Annotated in this window: 16 protein-coding genes; 11 read left to right on the top strand and 5 right to left on the bottom strand. The window is 50.9% G+C overall.

What is annotated here, in order from left to right:
- The first annotated feature begins 196 nt into the window (after positions 1-196).
- The 9 genes from gltB (at position 197) to K6Q96_RS14415 (ending at position 11,679) form a co-directional block, all read left to right on the top strand.
- Complete coding sequence (gene gltB / locus K6Q96_RS14375) at positions 197-4,663, top strand: glutamate synthase large subunit (RefSeq protein ID WP_251876572.1); 4,467 nt, start codon at positions 197-199, stop codon at positions 4,661-4,663.
- Positions 4,664-4,674: 11 nt separating this feature from the next.
- Positions 4,675-6,090, top strand: coding sequence for an FAD-dependent oxidoreductase (locus K6Q96_RS14380; protein ID WP_002540424.1), 1,416 nt, complete (start codon positions 4,675-4,677; stop codon positions 6,088-6,090).
- Positions 6,091-6,198: 108 nt separating this feature from the next.
- Positions 6,199-6,900 carry a 5'-methylthioadenosine/S-adenosylhomocysteine nucleosidase gene (gene mtnN, locus K6Q96_RS14385; RefSeq protein WP_251876573.1) on the top strand — a complete coding sequence of 234 codons (702 nt, stop codon included), beginning with the start codon at positions 6,199-6,201 and terminating at the stop codon, positions 6,898-6,900.
- On the top strand, positions 6,900-7,865 hold the full coding sequence (locus tag K6Q96_RS14390; protein WP_251876574.1) for a cobalamin biosynthesis family protein: 966 nt from the start codon (positions 6,900-6,902) through the stop codon (positions 7,863-7,865). Before mtnN ends, K6Q96_RS14390 begins: the two co-directional genes overlap by 1 nt.
- Complete coding sequence (gene btuF / locus K6Q96_RS14395; protein ID WP_251879651.1) at positions 7,865-8,686, top strand: vitamin B12 ABC transporter substrate-binding protein BtuF; 822 nt, start codon at positions 7,865-7,867, stop codon at positions 8,684-8,686. Before K6Q96_RS14390 ends, btuF begins: the two co-directional genes overlap by 1 nt.
- A 185-nt stretch (positions 8,687-8,871) precedes the next feature.
- The gene (locus K6Q96_RS14400) at positions 8,872-9,483 is read left to right on the top strand and encodes a TRIC cation channel family protein (RefSeq protein ID WP_251876575.1); all 612 of its coding nucleotides are present in this window, start codon (positions 8,872-8,874) and stop codon (positions 9,481-9,483) included.
- Between the two features lie 221 nt (positions 9,484-9,704).
- Positions 9,705-10,121, top strand: a complete 417-nt coding sequence (locus K6Q96_RS14405) for a VOC family protein (RefSeq protein ID WP_251876576.1) — start codon at positions 9,705-9,707, stop codon at positions 10,119-10,121.
- Positions 10,122-10,156: 35 nt separating this feature from the next.
- Positions 10,157-11,131, top strand: coding sequence for a questin oxidase family protein (locus tag K6Q96_RS14410; RefSeq protein ID WP_251876577.1), 975 nt, complete (start codon positions 10,157-10,159; stop codon positions 11,129-11,131).
- Positions 11,128-11,679 carry a flavodoxin family protein gene (locus K6Q96_RS14415; protein WP_251876578.1) on the top strand — a complete coding sequence of 184 codons (552 nt, stop codon included), beginning with the start codon at positions 11,128-11,130 and terminating at the stop codon, positions 11,677-11,679. The genes K6Q96_RS14410 and K6Q96_RS14415 overlap by 4 nt, the downstream gene beginning before the upstream one ends.
- A 48-nt stretch (positions 11,680-11,727) precedes the next feature.
- Here the strand turns inward: K6Q96_RS14415 and tyrS are convergent, their stop codons facing one another.
- A complete protein-coding gene (gene tyrS, locus K6Q96_RS14420; RefSeq protein ID WP_046303925.1) occupies positions 11,728-12,915 on the bottom strand; it encodes a tyrosine--tRNA ligase in 1,188 nt (395 codons plus the stop codon).
- A 178-nt stretch (positions 12,916-13,093) separates the two neighbouring features.
- Here tyrS and shyC point away from each other — a divergent pair, with 178 nt between their 5' ends.
- The gene (gene shyC, locus K6Q96_RS14425) at positions 13,094-14,413 is read left to right on the top strand and encodes a peptidoglycan DD-endopeptidase ShyC (RefSeq protein ID WP_251876579.1); all 1,320 of its coding nucleotides are present in this window, start codon (positions 13,094-13,096) and stop codon (positions 14,411-14,413) included.
- Positions 14,414-14,491: 78 nt separating this feature from the next.
- On the opposite strand, the gene K6Q96_RS14430 is transcribed toward shyC, so the two are convergent.
- The 4 genes from K6Q96_RS14430 to K6Q96_RS14445 form a co-directional block, all read right to left on the bottom strand.
- Positions 14,492-17,662, bottom strand: coding sequence for an efflux RND transporter permease subunit (locus tag K6Q96_RS14430; RefSeq protein ID WP_251876580.1), 3,171 nt, complete (start codon positions 17,660-17,662; stop codon positions 14,492-14,494).
- A 12-nt stretch (positions 17,663-17,674) separates the two neighbouring features.
- Entirely contained in the window at positions 17,675-18,763 is a 1,089-nt protein-coding gene (locus K6Q96_RS14435) for an efflux RND transporter periplasmic adaptor subunit (protein WP_251876581.1), read from the bottom strand.
- A gap of 122 nt (positions 18,764-18,885) precedes the next feature.
- Positions 18,886-19,227 (bottom strand): iron-sulfur cluster insertion protein ErpA, encoded by a 342-nt coding sequence (erpA, locus tag K6Q96_RS14440; RefSeq protein WP_165017150.1) that lies wholly within the window; start codon positions 19,225-19,227, stop codon positions 18,886-18,888.
- Positions 19,228-19,313: 86 nt separating this feature from the next.
- A complete protein-coding gene (locus tag K6Q96_RS14445; protein ID WP_251876582.1) occupies positions 19,314-19,631 on the bottom strand; it encodes a hypothetical protein in 318 nt (105 codons plus the stop codon).
- A gap of 78 nt (positions 19,632-19,709) precedes the next feature.
- Between K6Q96_RS14445 and hemL the strand changes: the two genes are divergently transcribed.
- Positions 19,710-20,999 (top strand): glutamate-1-semialdehyde 2,1-aminomutase, encoded by a 1,290-nt coding sequence (gene hemL / locus K6Q96_RS14450; protein ID WP_251876583.1) that lies wholly within the window; start codon positions 19,710-19,712, stop codon positions 20,997-20,999.
- Positions 21,000-21,097: the final 98 nt, after the last annotated feature.

The following is a 21,097-nucleotide window of genomic DNA, read 5'->3' on the forward strand; positions in this document are numbered from 1 at the left end:
TTAACGGATAAGTTGATTGGCTCGCATACCCATGTGACCTGACGCAACAAAGTTCAGGCCATATGGGTATACGTAAAATCGAAACTGATTTTTCGGTAAAACACACTCCCAGGAAGGGAGGCCACTGAAAATCAGATGCCAGGACGGCATGAAAAACTGCAGTCGCTGTGTAACGCAGTCGCAAGGGAGAATTGCAATGTCGCTGTATGATCCAATGCTGGAGAAAGACAACTGCGGCTTTGGCCTGATCGCTCATACCGAGGGTGAAGCCAGCCATAAACTTGTCCGAACCGCAATTTCCGCACTGGACCGGATGACCCACCGAGGCGCAATTAACGCTGATGGGAAAACCGGTGACGGTTGCGGCTTATTACTTCAAAAGCCCGATAACTTTTTCCGAATCATCGCTGAAGAGAACAACTGGACCCTCAGTAAGCTCTACGGTGTAGGTATGATTTTTCTGAGCAAAGATCCTGCTAAAGCGAAGCGCGCTAAAGAGATCTTTAAACAGGAAATTGCAGCCGAAACCCTTTCTATCGTGGGCTGGCGTGAAGTGCCAACCAACGAAGACGTGCTGGGTGAAATCGCCGCCAGCTCTGTACCGAACATTGAGCAAGTGTTCATCAATGGCCCCGCAGGTTGGCGTGCCCGCGATTTGGAGCGTCGTCTCTACATCGCCCGTCGTCGCGCAGAGAAAGCACTCGCGGACGACCCGGATTTTTACATCACCAGTCTGTCAACGCGCACCATTGTTTACAAAGGCCTCTGCATGCCAGCAGACCTGCCAAGATTCTATTTAGACTTGGCAGATTTACGTCTTGAAGCATCTATATGTCTGTTCCACCAGCGTTTTTCAACCAACACCACCCCGAAGTGGCCGTTGGCACAGCCTTTCCGTTACCTCGCCCACAACGGCGAAATCAACACCATTGAAGGTAACCGTCAATGGGCTCGCGCCCGTGCCTATAAATTCAATTCACCACTGTTGCCTGATCTGAAACAGGCTGCCCCGTTTGTGAATGAAACAGGTTCTGACAGCTCCAGCCTCGACAACATGTTGGAAGTTTTCCTTGCTGGCGGTATGGATCTCTTCCGCGCGATGCGGATGCTGGTGCCACCTGCATGGCAGAATCACCCGGACATGGACCCGGATCTTCGCGCATTCTACGACTTTAACTCCATGCACATGGAGCCGTGGGATGGTCCTGCAGGCATTGTAATGTCCGACGGACGTTATGCCGCTTGTAACCTCGACCGTAATGGTCTGCGCCCTGCCCGCTATGTGGTGACCAAAGACAAACTCATCACGCTGGCATCCGAAGTCGGTATCTGGGATTACGCCCCTGATGAAGTAGCAGAAAAAGGTCGTGTTGGACCGGGTGAATTACTGGTTATAGACACCTTCGAAGGTGAGATCTGGCATTCTGCCGATATCGATAACGACCTGAAAAGCCGCCACCCCTACAAAGAATGGTTGGACAAAAATGTTAAGCGCCTGACTCCGTTTGAAGAACTGCAAGCAGAAGATTCTTCCGGCCAACGCGGCATGGACGACGATGAGCTGCATGTCTTCCAGAAACTGTTTGGTGTTTCGAGCGAGGAGCAGGATCAGGTACTTCGCGTCCTCGGTGACATCGGTCAGGAAGCCACAGGTTCCATGGGTGACGATACCCCAATGGCAGTGCTTTCTTCGAAAGAACGCCATGTCGCTGACTACTTCCGTCAGAAGTTCGCTCAGGTCACCAACCCACCGATCGATCCACTACGCGAAAATCATGTGATGTCGCTGGCGACTTGTATCGGCCGCGAAATGAACGTGTTTTCAGAAACCGATGGCCACGCGCAACGTGTTGCGTTCAAGAGCCCGGTGCTTCTGTATTCTGATATGGTTCAGCTGCTGGAGCTGGATGACGAGCACTATCGCAACAGCATCATCGACATCAACTTCGATCCAAATGAGAAAGATCTCAAGCAAGCGATTGTCGATCTGTGCGATCAGGTAGAGCGAGTAGTCCGCGACGGCACTGTACTGGTGGTACTGTCCGACCGCGGCATTTCGAAAGGAAAACTACCTATTCCCGCGGCAATGGCAGTGGGCGCAGCTCAGAAACGTCTGGTGGACGCGCAGCTTCGCTGTGATGCCAACATCGTGATTGAAACTGCCTCTGCGCGAGACCCACACCAGTTCGCGGTATTGCTTGGTTTCGGCGCGACAGCGGTATATCCGTACCTCGCTTACGAATCCATTGGCAAGATGGTAGAGAAAGGTGTCATCCAGAAATCCATGGGTGATGCGATGCTGAACTTCAGAAATGGCATCAATAAAGGCCTGTTCAAGATCATGTCGAAGATGGGTATTTCGACCATAGCCTCTTACCGCTGTGCACAGCTGTTTGAAGCTGTAGGCCTGAACAATAATGTGGTTGAGCTTTGCTTTAAAGGCGTCGCCAGCCGCATCCAAGGCGCAGATTTTTCTGACTTCCAGCAGGACTTACACAACCTTGCGCGCAAAGCATGGCTGAAACGTAAGCCCGTCGAGCACGGCGGCTTGCTGAAATACGTCCATGGCGGCGAATACCACGCCTATAACCCGGATGTGGTTAACACACTCCAATCGGCAGTTCGCTCCGGCGAAACGATGGATTACAAAACCTACGCTGAAACTGTTAACAGCCGTCCAGTCTCGTCACTGCGCGATTTGATGAACCTCAAACCTGCCGACAAACCAATTTCTCTTGAGAAAGTGGAAGCGGCAACAGAGCTATTCAAACGTTTTGACTCAGCAGCTATGTCGATTGGCGCCTTGAGCCCCGAAGCGCATGAAGCGCTGGCGATTGCGATGAACCGCCTCGGTGGTAACTCCAATTCCGGTGAAGGTGGTGAAGACCCACGTCGCTTTAACTCAGAGCGTAATTCGCGCATTAAACAAATCGCTTCGGGTCGTTTCGGTGTGACGCCACACTACCTGACTAATGCTGATGTACTGCAAATCAAAGTGGCGCAAGGTGCGAAGCCGGGTGAGGGTGGACAGCTACCAGGCCATAAAGTTACGGCTGAAATCGCGCGTCTTCGCCACTCGGTACAAGGTGTGACCCTGATTTCACCACCACCGCACCATGACATCTACTCGATTGAAGACTTGGCGCAGCTTATTTTCGATTTGAAGCAGGTGAACCCCGATGCACTAGTTTCCGTCAAGCTGGTTTCTGAACCAGGCGTGGGCACTATCGCAGTGGGTGTCGCAAAAGCTTATGCGGACCTTATTACCATCTCAGGTTATGACGGTGGTACCGGCGCAAGCCCACTGACTTCCGTGAAATACGCGGGTAGCCCTTGGGAGCTTGGCCTTGCTGAAACCCAACAGGCATTGGTCACCAATGGCCTTCGCCACAAGATTCGCCTTCAGGTTGATGGCGGTCTGAAAACTGGTCTGGATATCATCAAAGCGACTATTCTGGGGGCTGAAAGCTTCGGCTTTGGTACCGCGCCAATGGTTGCGCTGGGTTGTAAATACCTGCGTATCTGTCACCTCAACAACTGTGCGACCGGTGTAGCAACGCAGGACGATACCCTTCGCCGTGAGTACTTCAAAGGCTTGCCAGAGCAGGTGATGAACTTCTTCAAAGGCCTCGGCGAAGAAGTGCGTGAACTGATGGCAGAGCTTGGCGTTGAGAAACTCACTGACCTGATTGGTCGCACCGACTTGCTCGAAGCAGTCGACGGTTTCACCGCCAAACAGCTCAAACTGGATCTTTCAGACATTCTGGAAAGCCCGCAGCCTAAGCCAGGTAAATCCGTGTTCTGGAGTGAACCAAACGCACCGTTTGATAAAGCGGAACTTAACCAGAAGCTGCTGGAAACCTTTGAAAAGGCGATTGAAGAGCGTCGCTCAGCCAGCGCGTATCTCGACATCCGAAACACCGATCGCTCGGTGGGCGCATCACTCTCCGGAGCCATTGCTAAACGTTATGGCAACCAGGGCATGGCGGCATCACCACTTGAAATCAACCTTCAGGGTACAGCTGGCCAATCCTTCGGTGTTTGGAACGCTGGTGGCGTTAACCTTACCCTGACCGGCGATGCCAACGACTATGTCGGCAAAGGCATGGCAGGCGGTAATATCGTGATCAAGCCGCCAGTTGGTTCAGCCTTCGATTGCCACGCATCTACCATCGTCGGCAACACCTGTCTTTACGGCGCAACGGGCGGCAAGCTCTTTGCCGCAGGTAAAGCGGGTGAGCGTTTTGCGGTGCGTAACTCTGGCGCGCAAGCCGTCGTCGAAGGCGCAGGCGATAACGCCTGTGAATACATGACAGGCGGTATTGTGGCGATTCTTGGCCATACCGGTGTGAACTTTGGCGCAGGTATGACAGGCGGCTTTGCTTATGTGCTTGATGAAGCGGGAGACTTTGCCGGTCGCGTCAACCCAGAACTGGTCGAAGCCTTGTCACTCGACAATTTGGCTATCCATCAGGAACACCTCCGTGGTCTGATTGATCAACACCTCGAACTGACCGGCTCCAGCCGCGCTCAGGAAATTATCGCGGACTTTGAACAATGGATCAGTAAATTCTATCTGGTGAAACCGAAATCAGCGGACGTGCGTTCCCTGCTGGGTCACCAAAGCCGAAGCGCAGCTGAGCTGCGTGTTCAGGCGCAGTAACGGAGGACCCTATGAGCCAGAACGTATACCAGTTTATAGACGTGCAACGTATCGACCCTCGAAAGAAGGCGATCAAAACGCGTAAAACTCAGTTCGTTGAAATCTACGAACCTTTCACACACAAGCAGGCGTCGGCGCAAGCCGACCGCTGTCTGGACTGCGGCAACCCTTACTGTGAGTGGAAGTGCCCGGTGCACAACTACATTCCGCAGTGGCTCAAGCTTGCCCAGGAAGGACGCATTATTGAAGCGGTGGAGCTATCGCACCAGACCAACAGTCTGCCGGAAGTCTGTGGCCGAGTGTGTCCACAGGACAGGCTGTGTGAAGGCTCCTGTACCCTCAACGACGACTTTGGCGCCGTCACCATCGGTAATGTTGAAAAGTACATTACGGATAAAGCTTTCGAGATGGGCTGGAAGCCAGACATGTCAGGCGTCACTTTGACTGACAAGAAAGTCGCCATTATCGGAGCTGGGCCTGCTGGCCTTGCCTGTGCGGATGTCTTGGTCCGTAATGGCGTGAAGCCTGTGGTATTTGACCGCTATCCGGAAATCGGTGGCCTGCTGACCTTCGGTATTCCGTCATTCAAACTCGAAAAAGACGTGATGCGAAACCGCCAGCGCGTCTTTACCGAAATGGGTGTCGAGTTCCGACTCAACACTGAAGTGGGTAAAGATGTCGAGCTGCAGTCTCTGGTTGATGAGTACGATGCCGTGTTCCTTGGCGTCGGCACTTACAAATCCATGCGTGCAGGTTTGGAAAACGAAGATGCGCCGGGTGTATTTGATGCCCTGCCGTTTTTGATTGCTAATACCTACCGCGTGATGGATTTAACGGAAAATCCGCCGGAATACATTGATATGGCAGGCAAGAAAGTGGTTGTTCTTGGTGGTGGTGATACCGCGATGGACTGTGTCCGTACTTCGATTCGCCAGAATGCCAAAAACGTTATCTGTGCTTACCGTCGTGATGAAGCCAATATGCCGGGTAGCCGCCGCGAAGTGAAAAACGCGCGCGAAGAAGGGGTGAACTTTATGTTCAACCTGCAACCGCTGGGTATTGAGCTCGACGCCAGTGGCAATGTGAGCGGCGTGAAAGTGGTGAAAACCGAGTTGGGCGAGCCAGATGAAGCGGGCCGTCGCCGTCCTCAACCTGTTGAAGGCAGCGAGCACGTGCTGGACGCGGATGCTGTGATCATGGCCTTTGGTTTCCAGCCACACAAAATGGCATGGCTGGAACCGTTTGGTGTCGACCTCGACCAATGGGGACGCATCAAAGCACCAGAGCAATCTGATTACGCTTATCAAACGTCTAACGAGAAAATCTTCGCGGGTGGCGATGCCGTCCGTGGCTCTGATCTCGTGGTCACCGCTATCGATGAAGGCCGTAAAGCGGCAGAAGGCATTCTCGATTACCTCGAGGTATAAGCCGACTTCAAAACCGACAGAAAAGTGCCTGCAAAGGCACTTTTTTTTCGCCCCAATTTTCGCCCGTGATACACTCTCGCTATTCCCTGATTATCAAAGAGCAACAAGATGAAAATCGGTATTATCGGTGCCATGGAGCAGGAAGTAACCCTGCTGAAAAGCAAGATCAACAACTGCCAACTGCAAGAGATTGGTGGCAGCAAATTTTATACGGGTGACTTGAATGGCGTAGACGTGGTGCTGCTGCAATCAGGTATTGGTAAAGTAGCGGCGGCAGTGGGCACATCCATCCTGCTGGAGCGTTTCAAACCAACAGCGGTGATCAACACAGGTTCTGCGGGCGGCTTCGATACCAGCCTGAATCTGGGTGACGTAGTGATTTCTACCGATGTGGCTTACCACGATGCTGACGTGACCGCGTTTGGTTACACCATGGGTCAAATGGCAGGCCAACCAGCGACTTTCACCTCTGATGAAAAACTGATGGATGTGGCAGAGCAGGCACTGGCAGCGATGGAGCCAGCACCGCACGCGGTTCGCGGTCTGATTTGTACCGGTGATGCGTTTGTGTGTACTGCTGAGCGTCAAAATTACATCCGTGAACACTTCCCAACTGTGATTGCAGTAGAAATGGAAGCGGCAGCGATTGCTCAGGCGTGTCACCAGTTCAAAGTCCCGTTTGTGGTAGTTCGCGCTATCTCTGACGTTGCTGATAAAGAGTCGCCAATGACATTTGATGAATTCCTGCCGCTGGCAGCGAAAAGCTCAAGCGCCATGGTTGAGAAAATGGTCGAGTTGCTGAAAGCATAATGACCGAGCTCTCCACACCGTTTGAAGCACTGTTAAACCACACCACATTGCTTGCGATGTGGGGAGCCCTTATTTTGCACTGGTTTTTCCCAGTGCCTGCCTATATCAGCCCTGTCACCCTATGGCGTCGTGTTGCCGAAGCCATCTCCGAAAAGGTCAATCACGAAGAAGACTCCACGGAGCAACAGCGCCTTTCCGGCGGTTTAGCGCTCGCTGTGATGTGGCTGACCCTAGCCGTGCTTTTAGTCGCCTTGAAGCAAATTGTCTGGATTGGCTGGTTGTTCGACCTTCTGATGCTTTGGCTGGCATTAAGTTGGAAGCCCCTGACTGAGCTCGCGATGCAGGTTGAACAAGCGCTAATTCGTGACGACAAGCCTGCAGCCAGGACCTTGCTGTCACAAACACTGAACCGCCAAACTCATTCACTCTCTCCAGTTGGTATTGCCAAAGCCAGTTGTGAAACGCTACTGGTGGGGTATGCGCGAGGCCTTGTCTGCGTGCTGTTCTGGTATGCCGTTTTCGGTGGCATTGGTGCGTTTCTTTACACGCTGGCAGCGCAACTTGCCCGTGTCTGGCCACCACGCCGACAGGAATTCTCCCAGTTCGGACTGGCTGCCTCAGGTTTTCTTGCTTTGCTCGATTGGATGCCATCACGCTTATTTGCGCTTCTCATTGCCGCCGGACACCGCTTTGAACCTGCACTCACGGCAATCCGTGAACATGGACAAAGCTGGTCAGTGAACGGCGCGGGCTGGCTTCTTGCCGCATCCGGTGCCAAGCTGCAGCTTTCCCTGGGTGGTCCCGCTATCTATGACAGCGAGAAATGCACTCGCCCCAGCATTGGCGGAAGCGTTGCTGCTTCTCCTATGCACCTAGCACTGCTGAATCAACAGCTGAGGCAAAAGGCCTTGCTCTGGATCCTCATCCAAAGTTTCCTAATGTGGTTTGCCCACGGATTATTATGATGTTCCGTTTTTTACTGGTTTTACTTTTTCTTCCATCTTTATCCTTTGCCGAACCACTTCGCGTTATCAGCCTTTCTCCACATACCACAGAGCTCGCGTTTGAAGCAGGGCTGGGAGATAACCTGATTGCCGTCAGTGCTCACAGCGATTACCCACCAGCAGCATTGGAACTTGAGCAGGTAGCCAACTACCGCGGGATCAATATTGAACGTGTCGTTACGCTTAAACCGGATTTGGTGCTGGCGTGGAAAGGCGGAAATCCAGATAAAGAACTCGCCAAGCTCGAAAGGCTTGGCATTGAAGTGTTCTACTCGAATCCGCACTCTCTTTACGACGCTGCCGATAACATTGAAAAGTTGGGAGAGTGGTCAGAAAACCCGGCGTTAGCCAAAGCTCGCGCTGATGCCGTTCGTGAGGAGCTGGCAAGCATTGAAGCAGCGCAATCGGGAAAGTCCAAGGTATCTTATTTTTACCAACTTAGTGAGTCACCATTGCTCACGAACAACGGCGATCATTGGCCACAACCTTTGTTTTCTCTCTGTGGCGGCAAAAACATCTTCGCAGAAAGTGCCGCGCCTTACCCTCAGATCAGCATGGAGCAGGTTGTAGTGAGAAAACCACTAGCGATTTTTTACCCTGCGGATCGTGAGAAACCTACGGCTGGTTGGCAAAAATGGCAGGACTTTATCCCCGCAGTAAAAAACAGCGCTATCTTTGCAATAACCGGAGACTGGCTAAATCGTCCAACACCAAGAGCACTAAAAGCGGTAAGACAGATATGCCTCGCGATGGATAAGGTAAGAGGCGATCTCGATCACTAATTCAAATAGTGACTTGCAGAAGCTCTATCTGTTGGATTGCCCGCCACCACGTTTCACGTAAAATCGCGCGCGCTTAACCAATCCGTGTTACTGGAACTCCGTGTCACAATAAAAAATAAGACGCAGAGAAACACCAGCGATAGAGGTCGAATTGGATGTTTGATTAAGGGATGAAATAGCGCTTTATGCTTCTGTATATTTTGGACATGTTTGGTACGGCAGTCTTCGCCATATCAGGCGTATTACTTGCCAGTAAGTTAAGAATGGATCCCTTTGGGATGATCGTTCTTGCTATGGTCACCGCAATCGGTGGCGGCACCATTCGTGATATGGCATTAGGCGCAACACCGGTCTTTTGGGTCAACCAGCCGGAATACCTTTGGATGATCCTTGTCACCTGTATTCTTTCCATGTTGCTGATCCGTCAACCGCGTCGCCTGCCATGGTACTTTTTGCCCGTGGCAGATGCCATCGGCCTCGCCGTTTTTGTTGCTATCGGTGTCGATAAAGCGCTGAGCTATGGTGCTTCCCCTATGGTGGCAGTGATCATGGGTGTGATTACTGGTTGTGGCGGTGGTATCATCCGCGACGTACTCGCTCGGGAAATCCCGATGCTTTTCAGAACCGAAGTCTACGCAACCGCCTGTATTGCCGGTGGAATTATCCATACAGTGGCTTTGGCAGCCAACGTGGATGTCGAAATAGCGTCCATTGCCGGTATGATGACTACCTTGTTGATCAGGCTTGCCGCGATACGCTGGCACCTTTCTCTGCCTGTATTCGGTTCAGGAAAGTAACCTTAGTTTCAAGCATTTAGAACGCGCCTCTTGGGCGCGTTTTTTGTTTCTGACCCACCAACACCCTTCTCTCATTCTGTTTCATCGTTTCCGCGCCACAGATCCCGATCTGGCGATCATCTCATCCATCCAAAGCCATTAAATAAACTTTTTACTTTATTTAATGGCAATCCGATTTATTATGTAAACATATAGCTTTACTTAATAACGAGGAGCATCCCATGAGCAGCTATGTCGAACACGCCAATATCACTGTGACCAATCTCGATAACGCTATCCAGTTTTTGCAGACCGCCATGCCGGAGTTCTCAATCCGTGGCTCAGGCCAGAATGATGATTACGGCTGGTGTCATCTGGGTACCGACACCTCTTACATCGCCCTTCAGGAAGTGGTCATCGACAAGGCTGTCGAACGAGTCCCTTACCGCCAACTTGGCATCAATCACATTGGCTTTGTGGTGGACGATGCGGAAGGTACGGCGGAACGTCTGCGTGAAGCGGGCTATCAAGAGGCCTCTTTTGACAAGAGCCATCCAGCCCGCAAGCGTGCGTATTTTTTCGATAGCGATGGTATGGAGTGGGAATTCATCGAATACCTGACCGATTCCATCGAAAGCCGGAACGATTACCTGCTTTAAGAACGAAGAAAGAAGAAAAATAAAGAGAAGCAGACATGTTTAAACCAATAACGTCAGAAGCACTATCACTTATCAGGCATGGACATCGATATTCTCCAGTCTTTGGGCCAAGGCTTTCCAACCACTTGCCCATGGCGCTGATTGCCATGTCCCGGCTAGGTGCCTCATCAAAGGACTTACATGACGAGTTCCAACGGGCAATCCCTCATCTAGAAGCGGAACAAAACCCTGTTACCCCTCAAGCATTAAAGCTTGGGGAGAAAACACACAATGCGGATTTCGTGCTCTATTACAGCAAGGAGCTGGAAACCAAAGGCATTGAAGCAACATTAAAGAAGGCTTTTCCAACCTTACTACCCGGTATCGCGGCAGGTTCTTTCCATGCCTTAATTCGCCTCGCCTATGCGGTGGAAGGTGAAGATTTCACTGAAATCAGTCACGCACTCGCCTACTGGTCATCCGGATTTACGCCGCTAGGGAAGCTGCAATATGCCACGGATAAAGACGCCGTTACCCATCTCAATGAGGCGCTTGGGGTAATGCGGGATCACACCTATCGAGAAGGGATCATCATCGATCATGTCGAAGAGCTAAGGGAACTTGCTAAGTACCACGCTGTTTCCACACAGCCAGCTTCATTGACCAAAGAGTCCGTTGCCATTGTGGTCCTCTCTCAATATTCCGCGAGCAATGATTTCACCTTGCTCCATGGCGTAACCGGTTTTCAGGCTCTGCTATCACTCGCGCCGTTTATCGACAATTTTGATTTCGCTCTCGACTGTTTCTGGCAAGCCTATGTCGGTGCAGCATGCACTGCTGAATACCGTGAGCCAGCCACTCTCGAGTGCAGAAATATCCAACTGGATTGGAAGCTTTGGTTTAAACAGGCACTGGCAACACAAGACGATCACACCATCAAACTTATCTACAGCTGCGCCCGAATTTATAACGAATTACAACTGGACGAAGCGCTATTCGCAATCAACGTCAGGCTAAAAGGATCTTTATGAAAAAAATCGCGATTGTTTATTTCTCACAAACCGGTACTACGGATGCACTGGCTAAAGCCGTGGCATGCGGCGCAGAAACGCACGGGGCACAGGTTTTTGCTTACCGCATATTAGGTTCAGACATCGTTGAAGGACGCTTCAAAAACGACGCGTTATTCGAAGAGCTCAGTGACATGGATTCCATCATCTTCGGCTCACCAACATACATGGGTGGCCCGACAGCACAGTTCAAAGCTTTTGCTGATGCGAGCAGTGAAAGTTGGTCCAAGCAGCGATGGAAGAACAAGCTCGCCGCAGGGTTTACCGTTGGCGGCAGCCCTTGTGGCGAGGTACAAAGCACGGTGGAATATTTCAACATACTGGCGTCCCAACACAGTATGCTTTGGGTGGGCATTGATGCGCCGCAAGGCGCACTCAGTAAAGACTTTAACCGCCTCAATGCTTCTCTTGGCGTAGTAGCACTGGCTGATACAGAGAGTGGTCTTCATCCGGTGGATGCAAAAACTGCGGTGCGATTAGGTGAGCGAGTGGCGGAGCTGATTCGATAGATGCTAATTTGGATAACAAAAAGGCGCCGTTTGGCGCCTTTTTCGTGATTATGCCAGCGTGATACGGGCAAATTTGCGTTTACCGACCTGGTAAACGGCAGTGCCTGCTTCAGGTACCAGCTTGGTATCATCCAACTTCTCGCCATCGATTTTCACCGCACCCTGGCGAATCATACGCATTGCGTCTGAGGTTGAGCCTACCAGAGCTGCATCTTTCAGCAGGTTAGCGATAGCCACACCTTGCTCGAAAGAAAACTCTGGCATTTCGTCAGGCATCGCGCCTTTCTGGAAACGGTTGATGAACTCAGCCTCTGCCGCTTCTGCATCCGCTTCAGAATGGAAACGAGCAATGATTTCTTTCGCCAGCAGGATCTTCACGTCACGTGGGTTGCGGCCGTTAGCAATTTCTTCTTTAAGGCCCGCAATCTCTTCCAATGGGCGGAACGACAACAGTTCGTAGTAGTTCCACATCAAATCGTCAGAGATAGACATGATTTTGCCGAACATTTCGGTCGGTACATCGCTGATACCGATGTAGTTGTTCGCCGACTTCGACATTTTCTTCACGCCGTCCAGACCCACCAGCAGAGGCATGGTGATCACGACTTGCTGTGATTGGCCGTTTTGCTTTTGCAGCTCACGACCCATCAGCAGGTTGAACTTCTGGTCAGTGCCACCCAGTTCAACATCAGCTTCCAGCGCCACTGAGTCATAACCTTGCAGGAGCGGATAAATGAACTCATGGATCGCGATTGGCTGGTTGTTGCTGTAACGCTTTTTGAAATCGTCACGCTCAAGCATACGCGCAACGGTAGAGCTTGCTGCCAGACGGATCATGCCATCCGTACCCAGCTCACTCAGCCAGCTCGAGTTGAACTCAATGCGGGTTTTCTCTGGATCCAGAATTTTGAAGATCTGCTCTTTGTAAGTCTCAGCATTGCTCAGAACTTGCTCACGCGTCAGCGGTGGACGCGTTGCGTTCTTACCGCTTGGGTCACCTACCATCGCGGTATAATCACCGATCAGGAAGATAACTTCATGGCCCAGCTCCTGGAAGGCACGCAGTTTGTTCATGATCACAGTGTGACCAAGGTGAATATCTGGTGCAGTTGGATCCGCGCCCAACTTGATACGAAGAGGACGGTTCTCTTTCAGTTTTGCAATGAGTCCCTCTTCAGGAATCAACTCCTCAACACCACGCTTAATTTCAGCTAGCGCGGCTTCAATGCTCGCCATATTTTATCGCTCCCACAGAATCGGCATTTTTTCGTAAGCCGACATACTACTTGAATAGCGATGGTTTTTGAAACCAGTTAGACTTGAAGCAAGCAAAAAGGGATTAACGCGCCATTCTGATTTTTAGAGGGAGTTGGCACATCCCAACTAAATTCATTTTCTTAACGACTGTTTTTTAATGCCTGTTAAACATATTGCTGCGCTACCTAGGCTTCACCAAGTCTCAATTATGGCTCTCAGTGCCTTTGTGGTACTGCTGATTTTGCTCCCCACTGAAACCCCAGCTTCACACCCGGACGCCAAATTTGAAGTGGGTAAACAATATTCCATTCCCTTAGATACCGTCTCATTGCTTCCACCGGAAAATGAACAACTACCCGTGGTGGCCTATGCGCCGCTCGAATGGCATAAGTTCAAGGTAAAAGCTGGCGACAGTCTGGCTGTAATTTTTGACCGTGTTGGCATAAGCCCAACGACCCTTTATCGCCTGATCAACAGTGACAAGGGCACCAAATCGCTGGCTTCGCTGAAAGTGGGCGATGAAATCCACCTTGGCTTTGACGAAAACGGCTTATTCACTCAGCTCGTGCAGCCGAAAAATGCCAATGAGAAACTGGTCGTCACCCGCATAGGTGATGAGTTCTTCTCCAAAACAGAGTCCAAGCAAATTGATACTCAGGTGAACTTTGCTTCGGCAACCATCACCTCCAGTTTCTGGAATGCAGGCGTCGCAGCAGGACTCAACGCCAACCAAATCATGGAGCTGGCAGGGATTTTTGGCTGGGACATCGACTTTGCCCTCGATATCCGTCAAGGCGACAAGTTTTCGGTGTTGTTTGAAGAGCAATTGGTAGAAGGCGAAATGATTGGTCGTGGTAATATCCTAGCCGCGACCTTTACCAACCAGGGCGAAACTTTCACTGCCATACGATCTGAGTCGGGTAAGTATTACGATGAGAAAGGCCGCGCAATGAGGAAAGCCTTCCTGCGTTCACCTGTTAACTTCCGATACGTAAGCTCGAACTTCAACCCTCGTCGACTGCACCCTGTAACGGGCCGGGTTAAGGCACACCGAGGCACAGATTATGTAGCACCTGTTGGTACACCGATTTGGGCGGCGGGCGATGGCGTGGTGATGAAATCGGCCTATAACAAGTTTAACGGCCATTACGTTTTCATCCGCCACAGCTCAACTTATATCACCAAGTATCTTCACCTCACAAAGCGCAAAGTGAAGACCGGACAGCGTGTTAAACAAGGGCAGACCATTGGTACTCTTGGCGGTACAGGCCGTGTTACCGGCCCTCACCTTCACTATGAATTTCTGGTAAACGGTGTTCACAAGAACCCAAGAACAGTGAAGTTACCGCAATCAAAGTCACTGGCGGGTAAGGAAAAAACCGCTTTTATCGAACTGGCTAAAGACCGCATGGCGCAGCTTAATAAGTTCGAGCAACTGTTAGCGTCCATCCGCACCCTTGAACGCGTTTCTTCATAGGGTCTGTTGACCTTTGGTTTGGTACAAAATAAAAAGCAGCGCTTGTGCGCTGCTTTTTTTGTGCATGGAAATTCAGCCTCAAAGCTGAGGCTCAGCTGCCCTTTGTGCCTTTGGGTGTGGCGCTTCCTTCTCTTCGGTTTGCCAAACCAAGTTAGTTTCTTTCTTCACGCCTTTAGGCTCACGCGCCAGCATCAGAAGACAGGGCGTCAAGACCAGCGTTAGCACAGTAGAAAAAGCCAGACCACCCGCTACAGCAGTTGCAAGCTGAGACCACCACTGGGTGCTCGGCGCACCAAACTCAATACCGCGGTTGACCAAATCAACGTTCATTTCCAGAACCATAGGTAACAGGCCTAGAATCGTTGTCACGGTCGTCAGTAGTACAGGACGTAAACGCTGGGCGCCGGTTCTCAGGATGGCGTCGATCTTTTCAAGGCCACTGCGACGCAACACGTTATAAGTATCAATCAGTACAATATTGTTGTTCACCACGATACCCGCCAGTGTAATCACCCCAACACCTGACATGATAACCCCAAACGGACGCTGGAATACCAGAAGGCCAAGGAATACACCCACTGTAGAAAACAAGACTGCACTCAAAATCAGAAACGCCTGATAGAAGCTATTGAATTGAGTGATGAGGATTAACGCCATCGCCGCCAATGCCGCCAGAAAGGCTGTCATCAGGAAGGCTGAGCTCTCATCTTGCTCCTCATTTTGTCCACGCAAAGTCACTATCACTTCTGGTGACAAGCCCAGTTTTTCAATCTGTTCGTTGAGTCCAGGTAGCGACAAACTGAGGTTATAACCTTCCGTCATGTCAGCCATCACTTTCACAACACGTCTGCCGTCAACACGGTCAATATTGCCTTGCTTTGGCTCTGGCTTAATTTGGGCAAAATTGGTGATAGGTACCAATCCATAAGCAGTTTTAACACGAAGCTCATCAAAACGGCCGATATCGCGCTTTTCTTCCGGATAACGCACCAGAATATCAACTTCCTCAGTAGCGTCATCTGGCAGGTAATCACCAATTTTAAGACCGTTGGTCACGAACTGTACTGTGTTACCCACCAGTAAAGCATCAGCCCCGTAACGTGCAGCATCTTCGCGGTTGATATCAATTGACCAATCAATACCCGGTTTAGTCAGAGTATCGCTGTAGTTGGTGAACGCAGGATCCTGCTCGAGCAGATCGCGGATTTGTTTCGCAGCGGGGGCGATCAGCCTATGGTCTGCAGCGCTGATTTCAATCGACAGGTCATGATCGCTTGGCGGCCCTGCATCGGGCTTTTTGAACTCCAGCTCAAGGCCGGACAAGTCAGAGGTTTTCTCGCGCAGCTCCTCGATGATCTCCTTCACCTTACGACGCTCTTGCCAATCGACAGGCTTCATCTGGATAACACCAATTTCGTCCTGACCGCCGGTTTTGGTGTAGACAGATTCGATCTCATCCATTCCCATCACACGATCTTCAACTTCAGCCATCAAGGCATCTTTTTCAAAGATCGACAAATCACCATGGGAACGTACTTTGATGTTAAAGAATGCAGGATCCACATCAGGGAAGAATTCGGAACCAAGACCTGACTTGCCGTACGAAAAGATAACACCAGCAGCCACAATCACCGCTGCAATCAGAATCTTAATGGGATGCTTGATTGCAACAGAAAGCGTGTTGATGTAGGCGCGTGTAATGCCACGGGCTTGGGAGAAATCCCCCTGCTCGAGTGCATGAGTACCAGCCTGTTGCTCCGCTGTCAAAGGCAGTGGCTTACCCACCATGCTCCCCAGAACAGGTACAAACAGGAGCGCCATTGCCAGCGATGCAGCAAGTGTTGCAATCAGCGTCAGTGGCATATAGCCCATGAACTCACCGGTGATCCCCGGCCAGAACAGAAGCGGCGCAAAAGCGGCAAGTGTAGTGGCTGTCGATGCAATGATCGGCCACGCCATACGGTGCGCCGCTTCGCGGTAAGCCATTTTACGATCTACACCTTCGCGCATACGACGATCGGCGTATTCGGTCACTACGATCGCGCCATCTACCAACAGGCCGACAGCCATGATGAGAGAGAACAACACGACGATATTGACCGTCAGTCCGGCCAATGACAGCACCACCAGACCCGTCAAGAAGGAGCCAGGAATCGAAACGCCCACCAGCAGCGCAGTACGCGCGCCCAGAATCGCGATGATAACAATCACCACCAGCAAGATAGCGGAAAGGATGTTGTTCTGGAGATCAGTCAACATCGAGCGCACATCTTCAGAGCCATCCCAAGTGTATTTCACCTGAAGTGCTCCCGGCCAAAGCGGAGACTTCTGCGCTTCGTTCATGACGGCTTTCGCCAGCTCAACGGTCTCGATAATGTTCTCACCGGCCCGCTTTTTCACATCAAGCACGACTGCTGGCTTACCGTCCAGACGGGCAAAACTTTCTGGGTCTTTAAATGCACGGCGAACGGTCGCGACATCACTCACCGTGACCACTTGATTACCTTCAATCTTGATCGGCAAAGTCAGAACATCGTTTGCAGTTTCAAAGACTGATGGGACTTTGACAGAAAAGCGGCCATACCCAGTATCCACATAACCCGCCGCGACAACGCGGTTATTACGTGAAACCAGATTAAAGATGTCCTGCTGATCCAGCCCATAGCTTTCAAGCAGCAAAGGCTCAACGATGATTTCTACGACATCATCACGATCGCCTGCGATATCCACTTCCAGAATTTGTTTGAAACCTTCCAACTTTTCCTGAAGTTCACGGGCAATTTTCACAATCGCTCGTTCAGAAACATCACCATACAAGGCAATGGAAAGCACAGGTTGCATATTGGCGAAGGTGACTTCGTTGACGGTCGGTTCGTCGCTGTCATCCGGCAAGCGTGGCTTCACCAAATCCACAGCTTCACGAACATCAGCCATGGCTTCATTAAGATCAACACCAACGTTAAATTCCAGCGTCACAGAAGCGTGGCCTTCGGTCGCCGTTGCCGTCATCTCCTTGATGCCTTCAATCGAGCGAAGTTCTTGCTCAACCGGACGCACCAGCAGACGCTCCGCATCTTCTGGGGAAATACCTTCGTGGCTGACAGAGACATAAATCACCGGAATGGTGATGTCAGGATCAGACTCTTTCGGAATGGTTTGGTAGGTGTAAAAGCCCGCGATCAATAGCACCAACAACAAGGTGACCATGGTACGGGTACGAGCCAGTGACGCATCAATCAATGTTCTCATGTGATGCTCCCCTTATTGTGCCGACGCTTGACGTACCGCCTCAACAGCATCACCGTCACGCACAAAGCCCTGCCCTTTGGTGATCACATCGACTTCATCACCTAACCCTGCCAGCCAAATGCCATTTTGCTCAGCTTTAACAATATTCGCAGAAACGAAGGCGACCTTGTCACCCTGCAAGGTTTTGACACCCAAATTACCTTTTTCATCCAGAGCCAACATTGAAGGACTTAACTTCACTGCACTCTGCTGCTCTAAAGCGAGATCCACTTCGGCGCTGATACCTGCCGGCAGTTTTTGCTCGGGATTAGGAATTTCAAGTTCAATAGTGAAAGTGTTGGTTGCGGGGGATGAAATACTGGATTGATAACGCAAACGCCCTTCTTTCATTGCACCATTAACCAGCAGCACATTAGCTGGTAAAGCGACATCAATGTGACTGATATGCTTCTCACTGACATCTGCGGTCACAATCAAAGGGTCCAGATCCAGAATAGTGGCCATAGGATCACCTATGCCGAGGTAGTCACCCACTTCGACATTCATGTCATCAACAATCCCATCAAATGGCGCACGAACTTCAGTGTGAGAGAGAGCAAGTTCGAGGTTCTCAACCGTTGCACGGGCTTCAACCAAGTTGGCCTGAGCAAGGGAAAACGCAACTTCACCCTGAAGCCCTTTTTTCTTCAGCGATTTCGCTGCGTTGTATTCTTTTTCACGAACCAACAACAGCGCTTTCGCACGCTCAAGTTGAGCTTCACGATCGCCACGGTCTATGAAGATCAGCAACTCCCCCTTCTTCACTGAAGCGCCCTTACGAACATTTACTTTGGTCACACGACCTGCAGCTTCTGCCGAAATCGTGGCATCTCTGTCAGGTGCAGTTCGGCCGTACAGGGAGATCGAACGTGTAACGGGTTCCGCATAGAAAGTTTCAATCGCAACGCGGGTCAGAGGAGCTGACGCCTTTTCCTCTGCGGATTCAGATTTTTCGTTACTATGACCGCTTCCGACCCAAAATACCAAGCCACAAAGAAGCACCAAAGAAATGACCCAGGGACGCTGGGAAAGGAAAGACGTTTTCGCGCCTGCATTCGTCATAATCGTTCCATCCTGACGTAGTTACTGCAGTGAAAGAAAATGGACGCAGACCCTACTGGTCCATTGAAAAAAACGCGGCAGCTCTGTTAAGAACTGCCGCGTCTTAAAGAGTGTCTTATAGTTTATACACTGAAAGAGGCACCACAACCACAGGTAGTCGTTGCGTTAGGGTTATTAACGAAGAAACGTGAGCCTTCTAACCCTTCTGTGTAATCGACGACGCCGCCGATCAAATACTGCAGGCTCATTGGGTCAACAACCAAGGTGACACCACTTTTCTCGATGGTCATATCGCCATCGTTGACGCTTTCATCAAACGTGAAGCCGTACTGGAATCCACTACAGCCACCACCAGTGATATACACACGTAGCTTCAGGTTTGGGTTTTCCTCTTCCTGAATCAGTGTTTTTACCTTATTCGCTGCGGTTTCAGAAAACTGCAGTGGCAAAGCGGCATCACTCATTGTTACCTCACATTAACTCTTTATATTCTGACCGCATTATCTAATACCTGACTAATTCGTTCAAGTATTGCTCTTCGCACGGAAACTTACTCAGCAATATACACCAAGTCTAAGCCGGATGTGATGCTTACCTCATCATCCATCTCGCACCCTTTCAACGTATCCCGTACAATACGCATTGACAGTGAATTAATGATCAAATAGTCCAGGGTCTGTTGACCTTTGGTGATCATTTTTGCGGCGCTTGTGGGGACTTTATACAAGGCAGAGGCTTCGACGTGTAGCTGGCCTACACGAGAAGCCGATAACGCGGGAGAAAGCCCCCACAAACGCCGCCCGAAAGGTTCAGCTAAAAGCGCTTTATGCTTTGTTGAGCTGTATTTACTTAGAATGCTAAGCGTCATAAAGCTCGCCGCGCCTAAAACGCTTTTCTCAAGAACAAAATTTAACCACCAAAGGCCAACAGACCCTAGGAAAGAACCATGACAAAATCAGCCGAGCTATTCCAACAAGCCCGTAAAACCATCCCAGGTGGTGTGAACTCTCCGGTTCGCGCTTTCGCGGGTGTAGGTGGTGACCCAATTTTTATCGAACGTGCTGACGGCGCGTACATCTATGATGCAGATGGCAAAGCCTACATCGACTATGTTGGCTCTTGGGGCCCTATGATCCTGGGGCACAATCACCCAAGTATTCGAGATGCCGTGATCACCGCAGCGCAAAATGGCCTGAGCTTCGGCGCACCAACTGCCCGCGAAATCACGCTAGCTGAGCTAGTTAGCAAACTGGTGCCTTCCATGGAAATGGTGCGTATGGTGAGCTCTGGCACCGAAGCCACCATGAGTGCAATCCGTCTTGCACGTGGTTTTACCCGCCGCGACAAATTCATCAAGTTTGAAGGCTGCTACCATGGCCACGCAGACTGCCTGCTGGTGAAAGCCGGTTCTGGTGCACTGACACTGGGCGAGCCTACCTCTCCGGGCGTGCCTGCAGATTTCGCCAAACACACCCTTACTTGTACCTTCAACGATCTGGACTCAGTGCGTGCAGCTTTCGAGCAATACCCTGAAGAGATTTCCTGCATCATCGTTGAGCCGGTTGCAGGCAACATGAACTGTATTCCACCGCAGGAAGGTTTCCTAGAAGGTCTTCGCGCGCTGTGTGATGAGTTTGGTGCACTGTTGATTTTCGATGAAGTGATGACAGGTTTCCGCGTTGCTCTGGGTGGTGCGCAGGCACATTACAATATCAAGCCGGATCTAACGACTCTGGGTAAAGTTATCGGTGGCGGTATGCCTGTCGGTGCATTCGGTGGCCGTCGTGACGTGATGGAATACATCGCACCAACTGGCCCGGTTTATCAGGCGGGTACGCTTTCTGGTAACCCTGTTGCCATGGCTGCTGGTGAAGCCGCTCTGACCGAGCTTTCAAAAGAAGGCAATGAGGCCCACCTTGCCGAGCTAACCAAGCGTTTGGCTGAAGGTTTCAAAGCCACTGCTGACAGACACGGTGTTGCTCTGGCGATAAACCAAGTTGGCGGTATGTTCGGTTTCTTCTTTACTGATAAAGACACCGTCGGCTGCTTTGCTGACGTTCAACAGTGTGATATTGAGAAGTTCAAACGCTTCTTCCACCTCATGCTGGATGAAGGTGTGTATCTGGCACCGTCTGCTTTTGAAGCAAGCTTCACTTCTTTGGCACATGGTGAGAAAGAGCTGGAAGCGACGCTGGCGGCAGCTGACCGCGCGTTTGCCAAACTCGCTGCAGAATAATTGATAAGAATCGAATGGAAAAACGGAGCTTTGGCTCCGTTTTTTATTGCCAGTTAATCACGGCAAGCACCACAAGGGCGACAGCACAAAGCAACGGC

It is taken from the genome of Grimontia kaedaensis (assembly GCF_023746615.1).
GTDB lineage: Bacteria > Pseudomonadota > Gammaproteobacteria > Enterobacterales > Vibrionaceae > Enterovibrio > Enterovibrio kaedaensis.